The sequence below is a fragment of the Phytopseudomonas seleniipraecipitans genome, assembly GCF_900102335.1.
Taxonomy (GTDB): Bacteria; Pseudomonadota; Gammaproteobacteria; order Pseudomonadales; family Pseudomonadaceae; genus Aquipseudomonas; species Aquipseudomonas seleniipraecipitans.
The window spans coordinates 30,814-46,972 of sequence record NZ_FNBM01000011.1; the positions used below are offsets into that span (position 1 = coordinate 30,814).

General features: G+C 63.4%; 13 protein-coding genes and 1 pseudogene. 1 reads left to right on the forward strand and 13 read right to left on the reverse strand.

Translation table 11 applies throughout. The annotated features are described in order from the left end of the window. Positions 1 to 8 precede the first annotated feature (8 nt). Positions 9 to 875, reverse strand: a complete 867-nt coding sequence (locus tag BLS60_RS19520) for a LysR family transcriptional regulator (protein WP_092371442.1) — start codon at positions 873 to 875, stop codon at positions 9 to 11. A gap of 96 nt (positions 876 to 971) precedes the next feature. Between BLS60_RS19520 and BLS60_RS19525 the strand changes: the two genes are divergently transcribed. Then, complete coding sequence (locus BLS60_RS19525) at positions 972 to 1,397, forward strand: VOC family protein (RefSeq protein ID WP_070882552.1); 426 nt, start codon at positions 972 to 974, stop codon at positions 1,395 to 1,397. Positions 1,398 to 1,534: 137 nt separating this feature from the next. Here the strand turns inward: BLS60_RS19525 and BLS60_RS19530 are convergent. The 12 genes and pseudogenes from BLS60_RS19530 to BLS60_RS19585 form a co-directional block, all read right to left on the reverse strand. Then, positions 1,535 to 2,061: pseudogene (locus BLS60_RS19530) on the reverse strand (REP-associated tyrosine transposase). Between the two features lie 94 nt (positions 2,062 to 2,155). Further along, on the reverse strand, positions 2,156 to 2,788 hold the full coding sequence (locus BLS60_RS19535; RefSeq protein ID WP_092371444.1) for an SCO family protein: 633 nt from the start codon (positions 2,786 to 2,788) through the stop codon (positions 2,156 to 2,158). 204 nt (positions 2,789 to 2,992) lie between these two features. Beyond that, positions 2,993 to 4,522, reverse strand: a complete 1,530-nt coding sequence (locus BLS60_RS19540) for a SulP family inorganic anion transporter (protein WP_092371446.1) — start codon at positions 4,520 to 4,522, stop codon at positions 2,993 to 2,995. Positions 4,523 to 4,688: 166 nt separating this feature from the next. After that, positions 4,689 to 5,420: a carbonic anhydrase gene (locus BLS60_RS19545; RefSeq protein ID WP_092371449.1), complete on the reverse strand. Its 732-nt coding sequence runs from the start codon at positions 5,418 to 5,420 to the stop codon at positions 4,689 to 4,691. A gap of 370 nt (positions 5,421 to 5,790) precedes the next feature. Further along, positions 5,791 to 7,455: a glucose-6-phosphate isomerase gene (pgi, locus tag BLS60_RS19550; protein WP_070882547.1), complete on the reverse strand. Its 1,665-nt coding sequence runs from the start codon at positions 7,453 to 7,455 to the stop codon at positions 5,791 to 5,793. Between the two features lie 238 nt (positions 7,456 to 7,693). Next, positions 7,694 to 8,659 (reverse strand): carbohydrate kinase family protein, encoded by a 966-nt coding sequence (locus BLS60_RS19555; protein WP_092371452.1) that lies wholly within the window; start codon positions 8,657 to 8,659, stop codon positions 7,694 to 7,696. Between the two features lie 70 nt (positions 8,660 to 8,729). After that, entirely contained in the window at positions 8,730 to 10,214 is a 1,485-nt protein-coding gene (gene xylB / locus BLS60_RS19560; RefSeq protein ID WP_092371455.1) for a xylulokinase, read from the reverse strand. Between the two features lie 3 nt (positions 10,215 to 10,217). Further along, positions 10,218 to 11,693, reverse strand: a complete 1,476-nt coding sequence (locus BLS60_RS19565) for a mannitol dehydrogenase family protein (protein WP_092371458.1) — start codon at positions 11,691 to 11,693, stop codon at positions 10,218 to 10,220. A gap of 18 nt (positions 11,694 to 11,711) precedes the next feature. Further along, on the reverse strand, positions 11,712 to 12,818 hold the full coding sequence (locus BLS60_RS19570; protein WP_092371461.1) for an ABC transporter ATP-binding protein: 1,107 nt from the start codon (positions 12,816 to 12,818) through the stop codon (positions 11,712 to 11,714). Positions 12,819 to 12,833: 15 nt separating this feature from the next. Further along, positions 12,834 to 13,667 (reverse strand): carbohydrate ABC transporter permease, encoded by an 834-nt coding sequence (locus BLS60_RS19575; protein ID WP_070882542.1) that lies wholly within the window; start codon positions 13,665 to 13,667, stop codon positions 12,834 to 12,836. 10 nt (positions 13,668 to 13,677) lie between these two features. After that, entirely contained in the window at positions 13,678 to 14,610 is a 933-nt protein-coding gene (locus tag BLS60_RS19580; RefSeq protein ID WP_070882541.1) for a carbohydrate ABC transporter permease, read from the reverse strand. A 205-nt stretch (positions 14,611 to 14,815) separates the two neighbouring features. Next, positions 14,816 to 16,126 carry an ABC transporter substrate-binding protein gene (locus BLS60_RS19585; protein ID WP_092371464.1) on the reverse strand — a complete coding sequence of 437 codons (1,311 nt, stop codon included), beginning with the start codon at positions 16,124 to 16,126 and terminating at the stop codon, positions 14,816 to 14,818. Between the last annotated feature and the right edge of the window lie 33 nt (positions 16,127 to 16,159).

Genomic DNA, 16,159 nt, shown 5'->3' on the forward strand with positions numbered 1-16,159 from the left:
AGGCCGAATCAGGCGGGCGGTGGCGCAACCAGGCACTGCAATAGCCAGTCCAGTGCGGGCTGGCGTTGGGCGCGACGCAGAATCGCCACCAGCTCGCGGTGGAAGGTCAGCTCACCCAGTTCCAGCACGCGCAACGTCGAGGGGCGCTGGCACCACAGGCCGGCGCGCGGAATCAGCGACACGCCCAAGCCGCATTCGACCATGCGCGCGATGGCCTCCAGTTCATCCAGCTCGAGTGCCTCGCGCGGGGTCAGGCGTTGTTCGCGCAGGAAACGCTCGACCTGGCGACCACCGAAGGAGCGGCGGTCGTAGCGCACGAAGGGCTGTTCGCGCAGCAACTGCAGTGGATCGTCTCCGCGCAGGCCGGGGGGCGCGATCAGTACGAAGGGTTCACGCACCAGCTCCACCTGCAGCAGCTCCTTGGGCAGCTCGAAGGGCGGACGGATCAGCACGGCCAGGTCCAATTCGCCAGCGTCCACCTGCCCGAGCAGGTCGAGGGAAACCCCTGGCACCAGCTTCAGCTCCACCTGCGACGCCTGCGCCCGAAACCGCACGAGGGCTTCGGGCAACAACCCGGTCTGCACGCTGGCGATGGCGCCGATCTTCAATTCACCCTGCCATTCCGCCAATGCGGTAGGCAGGGCCATCTGCGCGTACAGGCCAAGGATCTGCTCGGCCAGCGGCAGCGCATGGCGCCCGCCCGCACTCAGCACGGCGCTGCGTCCGCTGCGGTCGAACAGACGCACGCCCAGGCTCTGCTCGAGCACACGCATCTGTGCGCTTACGGCAGATTGGGTAAGGCCCACACGCAGCCCGGCTGCGGCGAAGGTGCCGTAACGGGCTACGGCAACGAAGGTTTTCAATTCACGGAGCATTGATCGATTTCTTTTGAGCTGGACGGCAAGAATATTCGCTTTTAATCAAAATTCTTGCATCTAGAATCGACTGGCACCGACCTAAGGAGTCAGATCATGGCATTGTCCCCGTTTCACCTGGCCATTCCGGTCTACGACCTGGCAGCCGCCAGACATTTCTATGGCGACGTTTTTGGCTGTGCCGAAGGCCGTAGCAGCGATCATTGGGTGGACTTCGATTTCTTCGGCCACCAGTTGGTTATCCACGAAGCGCCAAAGATGCCGCACCAGGAATCGGCCGTGAGCAACCCGGTAGACGGGCACGATGTGCCGGTGCCGCATTTCGGCGTGATTCTCGACTGGCCGGTCTGGGAAGCCCTGGCGCAGCGCCTGCAGGAGCGCGAGACGGCGTTCGTAATCGAACCCTACGTGCGCTTCAAGGGCCAGGTGGGCGAACAGGCCACCATGTTCCTGCTTGACCCCTGCGGCAACGCCCTGGAGTTCAAAGCGTTCAAGGACATGAGCCAGCTGTTCGCCAAGTAACTCAGCCACCACTTCTTGATTCGTACCCATGCACCAAGCTTATATGGGGCGGGTTACATGATGGGTTGCACCCATCCTATGACGAGGCTGCTGCAGCCATACGTAGGATGGGTGCAACCCATCAATAGCGCTTTCACCTACTCTCCCGCCAGGATGTCCTCTTCCGCTGCCCATCCCCAATCCTGGATAGAGCCCACGCTGCACATATGCGTGGAACGACGAATATGGCCAGTCGCGTACCCGATTCACCAGCCCATGTTTGACCGGGTTGTGGTGGATGTAGTCGATATGCCGCTGCCAGTCCTCTTCATCACGGATGACGTGCTCCCAGAACCGACGTTGCCAGATACCGCGCTCACCCTTGCCCAGAAGACTTTGACGCCTGTGCACAGGCACAGCTATCTGGCGGGAAAAGTTGCCTTTGATACGCCGCAGCCGGTTAGAGAAATCACTGTCGCCATCTGGTAGCCGCATTATCAGATGAACGTGCTCGGGCAGCACCACCCAGGCCTGCAAAGCAAAGGGCACGCGGTGCTGCTCTTTCCCGAAAGCTCTGGCGCAATGCATCAATATTGGAAACTAGCCAATCTCTACGCCGATCGGCGAGCGTCAGGGTGAAGAAATACACACCGCCAGCGCGGTAGTAGCGACGGTAGCCAGTCATCAACGCGCCCTTCCTTGGGTTGGTTTTGAGATATGTGATGGGTTGTACCCATCCTACGCATTACGTTTTCACGCAGCCTATGTCGCCCATTCTTTCAGTCTCCGCTGATCAGCCCCGGCAACTGTGCGGCCAGTTTGTCGATCTTGATCGGCGCACGAATGAACCCGCGCTGTGTCCCGTCGGGGCCGATGACGGCGAGATTGCCGCTGTGGTCGACGGTGTAGTTTTCCTTGCTGGTATCTGCAGGGATATAGGGAATGCTCACCGCGTTGGCCAGTTTCTGAATGGTGTCCGGCTCGCCGGTCAGGCCCATGAAGCCGGCATCGAAATAGCCAAGGTACTTCTTCATCTGCTCGGGTGAGTCACGATTCGGGTCGACCGTTACCAGCACGATGCGCAGGTTGTTCCAGGCTTCTTCAGGAATCTGCGTGCGCAGCTGACGCAGCTGGGCCAGCGTCGCCGGGCAAATGTCCGGGCAGAAGGTGTAGCCGAAGAACAGCAGGCTCCACCGATCCTTGAGCTGGCCGGTGGAGAAGGTCTGCCCATCCTGATCGACGAAATCGAGCGCCGGTACCTGGCGCTGCTGCGGCAGCATCACGATGCCGGCACCCAGCAACGCGGCAGGGTCATTCTGCGATTTGCCGTTGAGTACCTGATTGACGGCCAGGCCGAGTACCAGGGCGACGACGGCGATGAGGACGAATACGGTGATTTGCTTTCGGGTCATGGCGGCCACGATGGTCTGAGTGAAAGTGATCGCCCAGATGACCTGATAAGCCCGACCGACGCGAATACTTCGCGCCGGGCAGGCAATCGAATCGGCCGGTCGGCGATGCGCAGCGGGAAAAGGTACCAGATACTGACCGTCACGGTACCCTCCACCGCCTGCGGCCAGCTGTCACGCTGACCGCTGGCACGCATCTGCCGACGATCACGCCACGGCGCGACGCATGCTCAATGCGCGGCCTTCAAGGCGACGGTTGAGGCCATGGCGCTCAATCAGCAGTGCCCCGCCCTGCTGCTCGGCGGCGCGACCCCAGTCGTCCAGCAACTCCATGCAGGCATGGTCAACATAGCCGAGCTTGTCCAGCGGCACGTGCAGGCGAGTGGTCGGCGCAATGCTCTCCAGCACGCTGGCCAAACGTGGCACCTTGAGAAAGGTAGCCGAGCCGATCAGCCGCAGCTCCGCTTCGTCGGGGCCCATCCGGTTGAGCGTGACCTTGAGACGCGAGGCCTTGCCGGCCAGTTTGACCAGCGTCAGGGCGAAGCCGACCAGCACGCCGGTCAGCAGGTCGACGGCGACGATACCGACGGCCGTGGCGGCGTAGATGAACACCGGCGCCCGTCCGTAGCGGCCAAGATTGCGGATAGCCTTGATGTCGACCAGCTTGAAACCGGTGTACACCAGCACACCGCCCAGGCAGGCCACGGGAATGCTCTGCAGCACGCCCGGTAGCAACATGACGAAGGCCAGCAACCAGGCACCATGGAGGATGGCCGACATACGGGTGCGCGCCCCTGCCTGCACATTGGCCGAGCTGCGCACGATCACCCCGGTCATCGGCAAGGCGCCGAGCGCACCACAGAGCATGTTGCCGATGCCCTGGGCGGACAGCTCGCGATCCAGGTTGGATCGCGCACCGCTGTGCATGCGGTCAACCGCTGCGGCGGACAACAGGGTTTCCGCGCTGGCGATAAAGGCCACCACAACGGCTGCAAGGAGGATGTGCGGGTTGGCCAGGTTGAGCAGGTCGGCGGGCTGTACCCAATCGATGGCATCGCTCAGCGTGGCCGGTACTTCGACCCGTGCCACGCCGAGGTTCATCCACAGGCTGATCAGGGTCATGGACGCCACGCCCAGCAACGCGCCAGGCAGAAAGCGCAGGCTGTTGGGGCGCAGTTTGTCCCACAGGAACATGCAGGCGATGGTACCGAAACCCAGACTGGCGGCTGCAAGGGCGCTGCCGCCACCCAGGCCGGGGATTGCCTGGCGCACGGTATCGGGGAAGGCCAGCAGGTTATCCAGGCCGGAAGCCTGGGGTTTCATGTCGAACATCACGTGCAGCTGCGAGAGCACGATCAGTACGCCAATACCGGCGAGCATGCCGTACACCACGGCCGGCGCCGTGACGCGAAACCAGCAACCGAGGCGCAGGCGCCCGGCGACCAGCTGCAACAGGCCGGCGAGCAGCAGAATCGGCCCGAGCATCGCCAGGCCGTGGGTGCGCACCAGCTCGAATACCAGTACGGCGAGGCCGGCAGCCGGGCCGCTGACCTGCAGCGGCGAGCCGGCCAGCCAGCCGACGACAAGGCCACCGATGATGCCGGTGATCAGGCCCTTGGCCGGAGGCATACCCGAGGCGATGGCGATGCCCATGCACAGTGGCAGGGCGACGAGAAATACCACGATGGATGCCAGGGCATCACGGGGTAGCGCGGATTTGAATGATGCAAGGGTCATGGTGCGGTCTCCTGCAGGTACGGCGCACGAAAGGTCATGACGACAAGCCGAGCTCGTCGTCTGGCAGGCTAAAGGCAGTCAAAAACCCAAGAAGGCTGTCGATTGTTGGCGGGCGGTTAACGCGCGGGTCGATTCATGGCCACGGGTGACGTCCTGTCAGGGGCGTTTACGAGGCCAGGTAGCGTGCTCGCGGGCTGGCGTTGGGTGCGGTGTCGCCATCGAGGGGCAGGAACTCGCCGCGTTCGGCGTCATAGGCCTGGATGGTGCAGTTCTCGATGTCGTAGACCCAGCCATGGATGAACAACTGACCGCTGGCCAGGCGCGCTGCGACAGACGGGTGGGTGCGCAGGTGATCGAGCTGGGCCACCACGTTCTCTTCGGTGAGCACGCCCAGGGTGGTGTGATCGGCGCAGCCGCAGTTGTCGGCCACCACGGTCTTGGCCACCTCGGCATGGCGCAGCCAGGCCTTGACCGTCGGCATGCGCTCGATGGTGTCAGGGGCCAGCACCGCCTTCATGGCGCCGCAATCGGAGTGCCCACAGATGATGATGTGCTGGACGCCCAGGCCCATCACCGCGTATTCGATGGCGGTCGATACGCCGCCGTTCATCTGCCCATACGGCGGCACCACGTTGCCCACGTTGCGGGTCACGAACAGCGAGCCAGGGTCGCTCTGGGTGATCAGTTCGGGAACGATGCGCGAATCTGCGCAGGTGATGAACATGGCACGCGGGCTCTGCTGACGCGCCAGCTTGCTGAACAGCTCGCGCTGCTCGGGAAACACCTCGGTACGGAAACGCTGAAAGCCATCAAGCAAAGTCTGCAGGGCATCTTCCGCAGTTTGCTTGCCGGCTACAGTGGGAGTTGCGGATCGAATGGAACGAACGCGATCGCTCATGGGTGCCTCCTGGTTTCAGTCGTGATATTGACTTGCCATCTGATGGCAGCTTGCAACATGACCAATTGGTCACATTTGAAACCAAGCTACCCGTTAAGACTTAACTGAAACTTAATAGCAGGCTCTGCGAGGGGCTTCTTACCGTCACATTGAGGACAGAAAAGTGCCATAAGGCTGCGGGGTCTAGTGGGCAGGATGGCGTCAACAGCGCCACGTTGCAGCGTGGCGCAACCCATCCTGAAACCCTGCAGATGACGCTGGCGCTACAGGTGCGGCAGGGATCGTCCACTGGGACGAGGCGTGTCTGCCGCGCCCAGCCGGTCGATGCCATGCGGCGTGGGCGCCCGAACGACGCCCACGCCGCACACGCTTAACCGCGGTGGCGACCGCGGAAGAAGTTGATCAGGCCCTGAGTCGAACCGTCATCGGCAGGCGCTTCGTCGCTGCCGACCATGCGCGAATAAACGCCCTTGCCGAGGTCCTTGCCGAGCTCCACGCCCCACTGGTCGAAGGCGTTGTTGCCCCAGATGACGCTCTGCACGAACACTTTGTGCTCGTACATGGCGATCAGCGCGCCGAGGCGGCGTGGGCTCACCCGCTCCATGACCAGGGTGTTGCTCGGGCGGTTGCCGGGAATCACCTTGTGCGGCGCCAGGCGCTGCACGTCTTCCTCGCTCAGGCCCTTGGCGCGCAACTCGTCCTCGGCTTCCTTGCGGGATTTGCCGAGCATCAGCGCCTGGCTCTGCGACAGGCAGTTGGCGTACAGCCACTGGTGGTGGTCGGCGACCGGATTGTAGCTGCTCACCGGCACGATGAAGTCGGCCGGAATCAGTTGGGTGCCCTGGTGCAGCAACTGGTGGTAGGCGTGCTGACCGTTACAGCCGACCCCGCCCCAGATCACTGGGCCAGTTGCCGTGCTGATCGGCTGGCCATCGCCGCGCACGCTCTTGCCGTTGGACTCCATGTCCAGCTGCTGGAGGTGCTTGGTGATATTGCGCAGGTAATGGTCGTACGGCAGGATCGCGTGGCTCTGCGCATTCCAGAAGTTGCCGTACCACACGCCGAGCAGGGCCAGCAGCACCGGCATGTTTTCCTCGAACGGCGCGGTCTGGAAGTGCTCGTCCATGCGGTAGGCGCCGGACAGCAACTCCTTGAAGTTGGACATGCCGATCGACAGCGCAATCGGCAGGCCGATGGCCGACCACAGCGAGTAACGCCCTCCCACCCAGTCCCACATCGGGAAGATGTTTTCTTCACGAATGCCGAAGCCGACCGCGGCTTCACGGTTGCTCGACACGGCGATGAAGTGCCGGTACAGCTCGGCTTCGGAGCCGCCCTGGGCGAGGTACCAGCCACGTGCGGCCTGGGCGTTCTTGAGCGTTTCCAGGGTGCCGAAGGACTTCGACGAGACGATGAACAGCGTGGTTTCGGCGCGCAACTTGGCCGACAGCTCGTGGAATTCGCTGCCGTCGATATTGGCCAGGTAATGACAGCGCACGCCACGCTGAGCGAACGGCAGCAGCGCTTCGGAAACCAGCTGCGGGCCAAGGAAGGAACCGCCGATGCCGATGTTCACCACGTCGGTGATCGGCTTCTCGGTGTAACCGCGCCACAGGCCATCGTGAATGCGCCCGACCAGTTCGGTCATCTGCTGCAGCACGCGCTGCACCTCGGGGATAATGTCGACGCCGTCGACCTGCACCTTGTCGCCCAGTGGCCGGCGCAGGGCGGTGTGCAGCGCCGGACGCTGCTCGGTATTGTTCAGCAGCTCGCCGTCGAACAGCGCGCGGATGCCACGCTCCAGGCCGACTTCCCGGGCCAGGTTGACCAGCAGCTCGCGGGTCTCGGTGTTGATCAGGTTCTTCGAGTAATCCAGGAACAGCCCACAACCGCTGAGGCTGAACGTCTCGAAACGCTGCGCGTCGGCAGCGAAGGCCTGGCGCATGCTGAAGCCGGCCAGGCGCTCACGGTGGGCAACCAGTGCCTGCCAGCTCGGCAGTTGGGTCACATCCATCGATGAAGAAAGGTACGGCATGAAAACTCCTTGGTTCGGGCCAGCCTCCTGGCCTCGCGAATTCGATTGCATGCCGTTGAACGCCGGGCGTTGGCAAATACTGCGCTGAAAATTGCCTACCAGGCCGTTGAAAAACTATCTACGTTGCCACCGCGGCGTTAAAAACAGGCTAAAAATGCTCATTTACAGCTGTAAACTGCGCTTTTTCGCCCGTTTTTGCCTAGCGCTGGCTGCCTCGCCTACGTTTTTCAACGGCCTGTTACTGCGCCTCGTGCCCCTCAACGGCCTGATACTGCTCCAGCTCATGCCGATACGGCAGTTGCGGGCCAACCCGCGAACAGGTCAGCGCCGCGGCCTGCACGGCGAAATCGAGCATCGCACCGAGCGTCTCGCGAGACAATGTGGCGAGTGCGGCTGGGCTATCCAGCCCATGCTGCACCAGGTAGGCGATGATTGCCGCCTGGAAGGTATCCCCCGCCCCCACCGTATCGCGCGTGACCACCTGACGCGCCGGCACGGACCAGTGCCCGTGCTGCCGGCTGAACACGCTCGCCCCTTCGCTGCCACGGGTCAGAAACACCACCTGGCAACGCTGGGCCAGCCAACGTTCGATGCTCGCCAGCGGCTCGATACCCGGGTAGAGCAGCTCCAGGTCTTCCTCGCTGACCTTGATCAGATGCGCGTGGGCGGCAAAAGATTCAATTCGCTGGCGCCAACGCTCGATGTCCGGTGCAGGATTGAGGCGCACGTTGGGGTCCAGCGTGATTAACCGGCGCTCGCTCTCGCGCTCGACCAGCGCCAGCAGCGTGTCGCCAACCGGTGGCACGACCAGCGAGTAGGAGCCGATGTGCAGGCCGCTGACCTGCTCATCGAGCACGGGCATATGCTCGGCGAGCAGTTGCCGGTCCGCACACCCCTCGCCGCGGAACATGTACTGCGGCGAGCCCTGCGAATCCAGCGCGACCATCGCCATGGTGGTCGGCGCATCGCTGGCGACCAGGTAGCGATCGCTGACGCCTTCCTCCTCCAGCACACTGCGCAGGCGCTGGCCGAGGTAGTCGCTGGAAATCCCCGCGAACAACGCCGAGTCCACGCCCAGTCGACGCAGACCGACCGCCACGTTGAACGGCGAGCCGCCGGCCAGGGCCCGGAAATTCAGCTCGCTGCTGCGCTCACCAGGGTTGCAGAAAAAATCGAACAGGGCTTCGCCGCATACCAGGTACATGGAGTCTCCACATCACAGAAGGCGCGCTCGCGCAGGGAAGAGGCGACGGCGAAAGGCCGCCGGAATGAATTCATTGCAGTTGTTGCACCTGCTCACGGTAGCGTTGATAGACGCCCTCGTAAGCCCGACTGCGCTGCGCATCAGGCTGCGCGCCGCGGGTTTCATCCAGGGTCACGCAGCGTTCGCACAGGTCATCCAGGCTCAGCGCCTGGCCGTGTTCATGGCTCGCGCACCAGGCCGCCTGGATTGCCGCGCCCAGTGCAGCCGCTTCGGTGTGCTGCGGGCAGGCCACCGGCGCGCCCATGATATCGGCGACGATCTGCCGCCACGCCGCGCTCTTCGCGCCGCCACCAATCAGGCGGATGGCATCGCTGCGGATGCCGCTGTCGCGCAGCAGGTCCAGGCCGTAACGCAAGCCGAAGGTGGTGCCCTCCACCACGGCGCGGCACAGGTTGGCGCGGGTCAGGTTGTCGCTGGTCAGGCCGTGCAGACTGGCCGTGGCATGCGGCAGCGCCGGTACCCGCTCGCCATTAAGGAACGGCAGCATCAGCACGCCTTCAGCACCCACGGGCGCTTCACCAACCAGCGCGCCAAAGGTGTCGATATCCAACCCGAGCAGTTCGCGGATCGCGCCGCTGGCGTTGGTCAGGTTCATGGTGCAGATCAGCGGCAGCCAGCCGCCGGATGACGAACAGAAGGTCGCCACTTGCGGATGCGGGCTGACCTGCGGCTGATCGCTGTAGGCATACACCGTGCCCGAAGTGCCGAGGCTCATGGTGATCGCGCCCGGCGCGATATTGCCGGTGCCGATGGCGCCCATCATGTTGTCGCCACCGCCGCTGGCAACCAGCGCCCTGGGGTTGAGGCCCAGGCGCTCGGCGACCTGCGGACGGATCGGGCCGACGCAACGATGCGACTCGATCAACCCAGGCAACGCCCGTACCAGCGCGCCGTCCGGGTCGATCAGCTCCAGCAGTTCGGTGTCCCAGGAGCGCGTGCGCACGTTGAAATAACCGCTGCCCGAGGCATCGCCGTACTCGGCACAGAAGCGCCCGGTCAGCCAGTAATTGAGGTAATCGTGGGGCAGCAGGATGTGGGCGATGCGGGCGAACACCTCGGGGTGATGATCACGCGTCCACAGCAGTTTCGACACCGTGTAACCCGGGGCGATGGCCACGCCCAGGCGCTCCAGCGAACCGCTGTCACCGCCGAGAAAATCCAGCAGATGGGCATTCTCGGCGGCGGATTCGATATCGCACCACAGCTTGGCCGGGCGCAGCACCTCGCCCTTGGCATCGAGCAGCACCAGACCATGTTGCTGGCCGGAGACGCCGATGCCGAGAATTTCACGCCCCGATACGCCGGCCTGTTGCAAAGCCTGCGCGGTGGCCTGCTCAAACGCCTGCAGCCAGTCTGCCGGCTCCTGCTCACGGCGGCCGTTGGCACCGCTGATCAACCGGTGTGCAGCGCTGCCCTCACCGAGCACCCTGCCGCTGTGGATATCCAGCACCAGCGCCTTGGTGCCCTGGGTGCCGCAATCGATGCCGAGGTACATGGCTCAATCGCCCAGCAGGGTCTGCAGCGTGCGCGTCACGCCCAGCTTGCGCAGGCTGTCGTAGCAGAGCTCGAACGCTGTGACGAACGCCGCCGACTGCGGGATGGCGTTGCCAAAGATCACCTCGACACCCAGTAGCCGCTCGCGCACGCGGTCATCGTCCTGCACCAGCGCCTGGCAGAACTCGGCGCGCGGATCGGGAATCCGGTAGCGCGTGCCGTTCTCGTCGACGCCCTTGAGGTACAGCGCCCAGGCCGCCACCACCAGCGCGGCACGCTCCAGCGGCCGGCCGTCTTCGATCAAGCGGTTGAGGGTCGGCACGATGAACTTGGGAAACTTCGACGAGCCGTCCGAGCAGACGCGCTCGAGCTGGTCGGCGATGGCCTGATTGGAAAAGCGCTCGACCAGGGTGTCCTTGTAGGCCTCCAGATCGATACCCGGCACCGCCGCCAGTTGCGGGGTCACGTCGAGGTCCATGAAGGTGCGGATATAGCGTTGGAACAGCGGATCATTCATGGCTTCGTGAACGAAGCGATAGCCCTTGAGAAACCCCAGGTAGGTCAGCGCCAGGTGGCTGCCGTTGAGCAGCTTGATCTTCATCTCCTCGTAGGGCGTCACGTCATCGGTGAACTGCACGCCGACCTTTTCCCACGCCGGGCGGCCATTGACGAACTTGTCTTCCAGTACCCATTGCAGGAACGGCTCGCAGACCACCGGCCAGGCGTCTTCGATGCCATGGCGCTCGGTCAGTTGCTGACGATGGGCGTCGCTGGTCATCGGCGTGATGCGGTCGACCATGGCGTTGGGAAAGCTCACGTGGCTGTCGATCCAGGTTGCCAACTCATGGTCGGCCAGGTGGGCGAACGCCAGCAGCGCCTTGCGGGTCACCGCGCCGTTGTGCGGCAGGTTATCGCAGGACATCAGCGTGAATGCCGGCGTACCGGCTGCGCGGCGCGCGGCCAGGGCAGCACAGAGAAAACCGAAAACGCTACGCGGTGTATCCGGGTGTGCCAGGTCGTGCTGGATGTCCGGCAGCTGGGCCATGAACTCGCCGGTGCTGTCGTCGATGCAGTAACCGCCTTCGGTGATGGTCAGCGAGACGATGCGAATCGCCGGGTCGGCCAGCTTGTCGATCAGCGCAGCGGGCGAATCCTCGGCCAGCAGCATGCCGTTGATGGCGCCGACCACGCGCACCTCCAGGCCAGGCTCGTCGCCCAGCACCAGCATGGTGTAGAAGTGATCCTGCTCGGCTAACACCTGTTGCATGGCACGGTCTTCGGGGCGCAGGCCAACACCACAGATGCCCCAGTCCAGCGCCTCGCCGCGGTTGAGCAGGGCTTCGGTGTAGATCGCCTGGTGCGCCCGGTGGAAACCGCCGACGCCGATATGGGCGATGCCCTGGCGCACCACCGTCGGATCGTAAGCCGGTACGTCGACCTCGGCGGCCAGTGAAGCGAGATTCTTGCGATTCAGTTTCATGGTGATCATTCCTGCGCGTCAGGCGGCCTGGCCGGCCTGAATGCGTTTGTCGAGGGCCAGGCCATCGGCGTTGAAGAGGTGGCAGTGAGCCGGGTCAAAATCCAGCGCCAGCGGGTCGCCGTAGGCCGGTGCGAAATCGCCACGCACCCGCACGGTGAGGTCTTCCTTGCCCACGCGCACGTGACAGAAGGTGTCGCTGCCCAGGCGTTCGCTGACGTCGGCGGTGGCCTGCAGGCGGCCCTGCCCCGCGGGCACCACGTTGAGGTGCTCGGGACGAATGCCCAAGGTCACCTGACTGCCCGTGCTCAAACCGGTGCCCGACAGCGGCAGATCCAGCAAGGCACCATCTTCGAGACGGACCTGGCAGACGCCGGCATCGACGCGCTCGACCGTGCCACGCAGGAAACCCATCTTCGGCGTGCCGAGAAAGCCGGCGACAAACAGGTTGACCGGATGGTTGTAGAGCTCCAGCGGCGAACCGACCTGCTCTACACGACCGCCGCTCAGCACCACCACCTTGTCGGCCAGGGTCATTGCTTCGACCTGGTCGTGGGTCACGTAGATCATCGTCGCCTTGAGCTCCTTGTGCAGGCGCGCCAGTTCCAGGCGAGTCTGCACACGCAGGGCGGCATCAAGGTTGGACAGCGGCTCGTCGAACAGAAAGATCTTCGGGTTACGCACGATGGCCCGGCCAATCGCCACGCGCTGGCGCTGGCCGCCGGAGAGCTGCTTGGGCTTGCGCTCGAGCAGGGCTTCCAGCTCAAGGATGCGCGCCGCGTTGGCGACCTTCTCCTGCACCTCCTGCTTGCCCACGCGAGCCAGGTCGAGGGCGAAGGAGAGGTTCTTGCGCACGGTCATGTGCGGGTACAGGGCGTAAGTCTGAAAGACCATCGCCAGGTCACGCTTGGCTGGCGCGGTGTCGGTGATGTCGGTGCCATCGAGGGTGATGGTGCCGCTGGAAACCTCCTCCAGCCCGGCAATCAGCCGCAGCAGGGTGGATTTGCCACAGCCGGACGGGCCGACGAAGACCACGAACTCGCGGTTCTCGATATCCAGGTCGATGCCCTTGATGATCGCCGTGCCGTCGAAGCCTTTCTTCAGGTTGCGGATTTTCAAATCAGCCATGGAATCAACCCCTTATTATTTGACGGCGCCGAACGACAGGCCGCGCACCAGCTGCTTCTGGCTGATCCAGCCGAAGATCAGGATGGGCGCACAGGCAAGCGTCGAAACGGCGGAAAGCTTGGCCCAGAACAGGCCTTCGGGACTGGAGTAGGACGCCACCAGCGCGGTCAGTGGCGCAGCCGCAGAGCTGGTCAGGTTGAGCGACCAGAACGCCTCGTTCCAGCACAGGATCAGCGACAACAGCATGGTCGAGGCCAGGCCACCACGGGCGATCGGTAGCAGCACGCGAGCGATTTCCTGCCAGGTGGTGGCACCATCCAGGCGCGCCGCTTCGAGGATTTCCACCGGGATGTCCTTGAAGTAGGTGTACACCATCCACACCACGATCGGCAGGTTGATCAGGGTGTAGATGATGATCAGCGCGATGCGCGAATCGAGCAGGCCGAACTGCTTGGCCAGCAGGTAGATCGGCACCAGCACGCCGACCGGCGGGAGCATTTTGGTCGACAGCATCCACAGCAGCGTGGCCTTGGTGCGCTTGGTCTCGAAGAACGCCATCGAGTACGCCGCCGGCACCGCGATCAGCATGCACAGCAGGGTCGCCGAGAAGGAGATCAGCACGGAGTTCCAGGCGAAGCTGAAGTAGTCGCTGCGCTCGTTGATGTGCAGGTAGTTTTCCAGCGTCGGCGTGAAGATGAACTGCGGCGGCGTGGCGAATGCGTCGAGCTCGGTCTTCAGGCTGGTCAGCACCATCCAGAAGATCGGGAAGAAGATCAACGCGGCGATAGCCCAGGCCAGCGTGCCAATAAACACGCTTTGCAGGCGACGGGACTGTTTGAGTGTCAGCATCTCGGCGCCCTCATTGTTTATCGGTCAGGTTCTTGCCGATCATGCGGATCAGCACGATGGCGGCGATATTGGCGATGACCACGGCAATCAACCCGCCCGCGGAGGCCATGCCGACGTCGAACTGCAGCAGCGCCTGGGTGTAGATCAGGTAAGCGAGGTTGGTGGACTCATAACCCGGGCCACCACCCGTGGTGGTGTAGATCTCGGCGAACACCGAGAGCAGGAAGATGGTTTCGATCATCACCACGACGGCGATGGGTCGCGCCAGGTGCGGCAAGGTCAGGTGCCAGAAGATCGCCAGCGGCCCGGCGCCATCGAGGCGCGCGGCCTCCTTCTGTTCCTGGTCGAGCGACTGCATGGCGGTCATCAGAATCAGGATCGCGAACGGCAGCCATTGCCAGGACACGATGAGAATGATCGAGAACAGCGGGTGGTGCGCCAGCCAGTCCACCGGCTGGGCGCCGAAAAACTGCCAGACCGCGGCGAGAATCCCCGATACCGGATGGAAGATCAGGTTCTTCCAGAGCAGCGCACTGACCGTCGGCATGATGAAGAACGGCGAGATCAACAACACCCGCACGATGCCGCGGCCAAAGAACTCGCTGGCCTCCAACAGTGCAGAAATCAGCACGCCGAACACCACGCTGATCAGCAAGACGCTACCGACCAGCAACAGCGTGTTGCCGGCCCCGGAAAGGAACGCCGCGTCGGTGACGAAGTACTCGAAGTTCTCCAGCCCGACAAAATCGTTCTCGCCGGGGTACAGCAGGTTGTAGCGGATCAGCGAGAAATACACGGTCATGCCCAGCGGCACGATCATCCAGACCAGCAGCAGAATGACCGAAGGGCTGACCAGGAACCAACCGGGCTTGATCGCACGACGCTTGCGGCCGGCCGGATTATCGGCAGGCTGCGTGCGATTTTCTACGGTGGAGATAGCCATGGTGAATCCTCTGATCGTTGCTGCGCTTCGCCTGACGTAGGGTGGACAACGCTCTTTTTTGTCCCCCATTGGCGACATAGAGCGGTGGACAAGCTTCGCGTTGTCCACCCTACATACTGCGTTGCGCCCATGGTGGGCTACGGCGCCATGCCTATCGCATAACACGCATGTCGCGATAGGCCGCCTCACCCACCCTACGGATTGGCTACTTCGGGTAGCCGGCGCGCTTCATTTCCCGCTCGGTGCTCTGCTGAGCAGCCTGCAGGGCCTGATCAGGTTTCATCTGCCCGGTCAGCGCGGCGGCGAAGAGCTTGCCGACGCTGGTGCCGATGGCCTGAAACTCGGGGATGGTCACCAGCTGAATGCCCACGTACGGCACCGGCTTGGCGCTGGGGTTGGCCGGGTCGGCCTTCTTCAGCGAGTCGAGGGTGACCTTGGCGAATGGCGCCGCCTTCATGTAGGCGTCGCTATAGGTCGAGGCGCGAGTGCCTGGCGGCACGTTGGCGACGCCATCTTTCTCGGCAACCAGCTCACCGTAGGCCTTGGACGTTGCCCAAGCGCTGAAGGTCTTGGCGGCGTCCTTGGATTTGGAGCTGGTAGGAATGGCCAACGCCCAGGAATACAGCCACGAGGCACCCTTGTCGGTGACCTGGGTCGGCGCGAAGGTGAAGCCTACCGAGTCGGCAACCTTGCTCTGCGACTCGTCGGTAACGAACGAGCCGGCCACGCTGGCATCGACCCACATTGCGCACTTGCCGCTGTTGAACAGTGCCAGGTTCTCGTTGAAGCCATTGCTCGACGCGCCGGGCGGGCCGTACTTGTTCATGGTGTCGACATAGAAGTTCAGCGCGTTCTTCCACTCGCTACCGGTGAATTCCGGCTTCCACTGTTCGTCGAACCAACGCGCGCCGTAGGCGTTGGCCATGGTGGTGATCAGCGCCATGTTCTCGCCCCAGCCAGCCTTGCCGCGCAGGCAGATGCCGTACTGGCCCTTGTCCGGCTGGTGCAGTTTGCCGGCGAATTCGGCCATCTGCTCCCAGGTCGGCTGCTCGGGCATTTTCAGCCCGGCCTGCTCGAACAGGTCTGTGCGGTAATAGGTGATTGACGCTTCGGCATAGAACGGCAGGGCGTAGAGCTGGCCCTTGGCCGAGAGCCCTTCACGCACGGAGGGGAAAACATCATCGAGGGCATAGTCGGCGGGCAGATCAGTCATCGGCTCCAGCCAGCCCTTCTCGCCCCACAACGCCGCTTCGTACATGCCGATGGTCAGCACGTCGAACTGGCCACCCTGGGTGGCGATGTCGGTGGTGAGGCGCTGGCGCAGCACGTTCTCTTCGAGCACGACCCACTTGAGCTTGATGTCCGGGTTCTGTTCTTCGAAGGTTTTCGCCAGGCGCTGCATACGGATCATGTCGCTGTTGTTGACCGTAGCGATGGTCAGCGTTTCGGCAGCCTGCGCACCAACGGTGAGCGACAGGCAGGAAGCGGCAACAAGTACTTTGATCGAATGGTTCATGGTCTTGAACTCCTCTCCCTGACCGGAGCGGTC

What these genes read in the sequence shown, in the direction of transcription:
- BLS60_RS19520 (WP_092371442.1), bottom strand. Translation starts at nt 875, where the DNA reads ATGCTCCGTGAATTGAAAACCTTCGTTGCCGTAGCCCGTTACGGCACC.
- BLS60_RS19535 (WP_092371444.1), bottom strand. Translation starts at nt 2,788, where the DNA reads ATGACCCGAAAGCAAATCACCGTATTCGTCCTCATCGCCGTCGTCGCC.
- BLS60_RS19545 (WP_092371449.1), bottom strand. Translation starts at nt 5,420, where the DNA reads ATGAGCGATCGCGTTCGTTCCATTCGATCCGCAACTCCCACTGTAGCC.
- BLS60_RS19570 (WP_092371461.1), bottom strand. Translation starts at nt 12,818, where the DNA reads ATGGCTGATTTGAAAATCCGCAACCTGAAGAAAGGCTTCGACGGCACG.
- pgi (WP_070882547.1), bottom strand. Translation starts at nt 7,455, where the DNA reads ATGCCGTACCTTTCTTCATCGATGGATGTGACCCAACTGCCGAGCTGG.
- BLS60_RS19575 (WP_070882542.1), bottom strand. Translation starts at nt 13,667, where the DNA reads ATGCTGACACTCAAACAGTCCCGTCGCCTGCAAAGCGTGTTTATTGGC.
- BLS60_RS19555 (WP_092371452.1), bottom strand. Translation starts at nt 8,659, where the DNA reads ATGTACCTGGTATGCGGCGAAGCCCTGTTCGATTTTTTCTGCAACCCT.
- BLS60_RS19565 (WP_092371458.1), bottom strand. Translation starts at nt 11,693, where the DNA reads ATGAAACTGAATCGCAAGAATCTCGCTTCACTGGCCGCCGAGGTCGAC.
- xylB (WP_092371455.1), bottom strand. Translation starts at nt 10,214, where the DNA reads ATGTACCTCGGCATCGATTGCGGCACCCAGGGCACCAAGGCGCTGGTG.
- BLS60_RS19585 (WP_092371464.1), bottom strand. Translation starts at nt 16,126, where the DNA reads ATGAACCATTCGATCAAAGTACTTGTTGCCGCTTCCTGCCTGTCGCTC.
- BLS60_RS19540 (WP_092371446.1), bottom strand. Translation starts at nt 4,522, where the DNA reads ATGACCCTTGCATCATTCAAATCCGCGCTACCCCGTGATGCCCTGGCA.
- BLS60_RS19525 (WP_070882552.1), top strand. Translation starts at nt 972, where the DNA reads ATGGCATTGTCCCCGTTTCACCTGGCCATTCCGGTCTACGACCTGGCA.
- BLS60_RS19580 (WP_070882541.1), bottom strand. Translation starts at nt 14,610, where the DNA reads ATGGCTATCTCCACCGTAGAAAATCGCACGCAGCCTGCCGATAATCCG.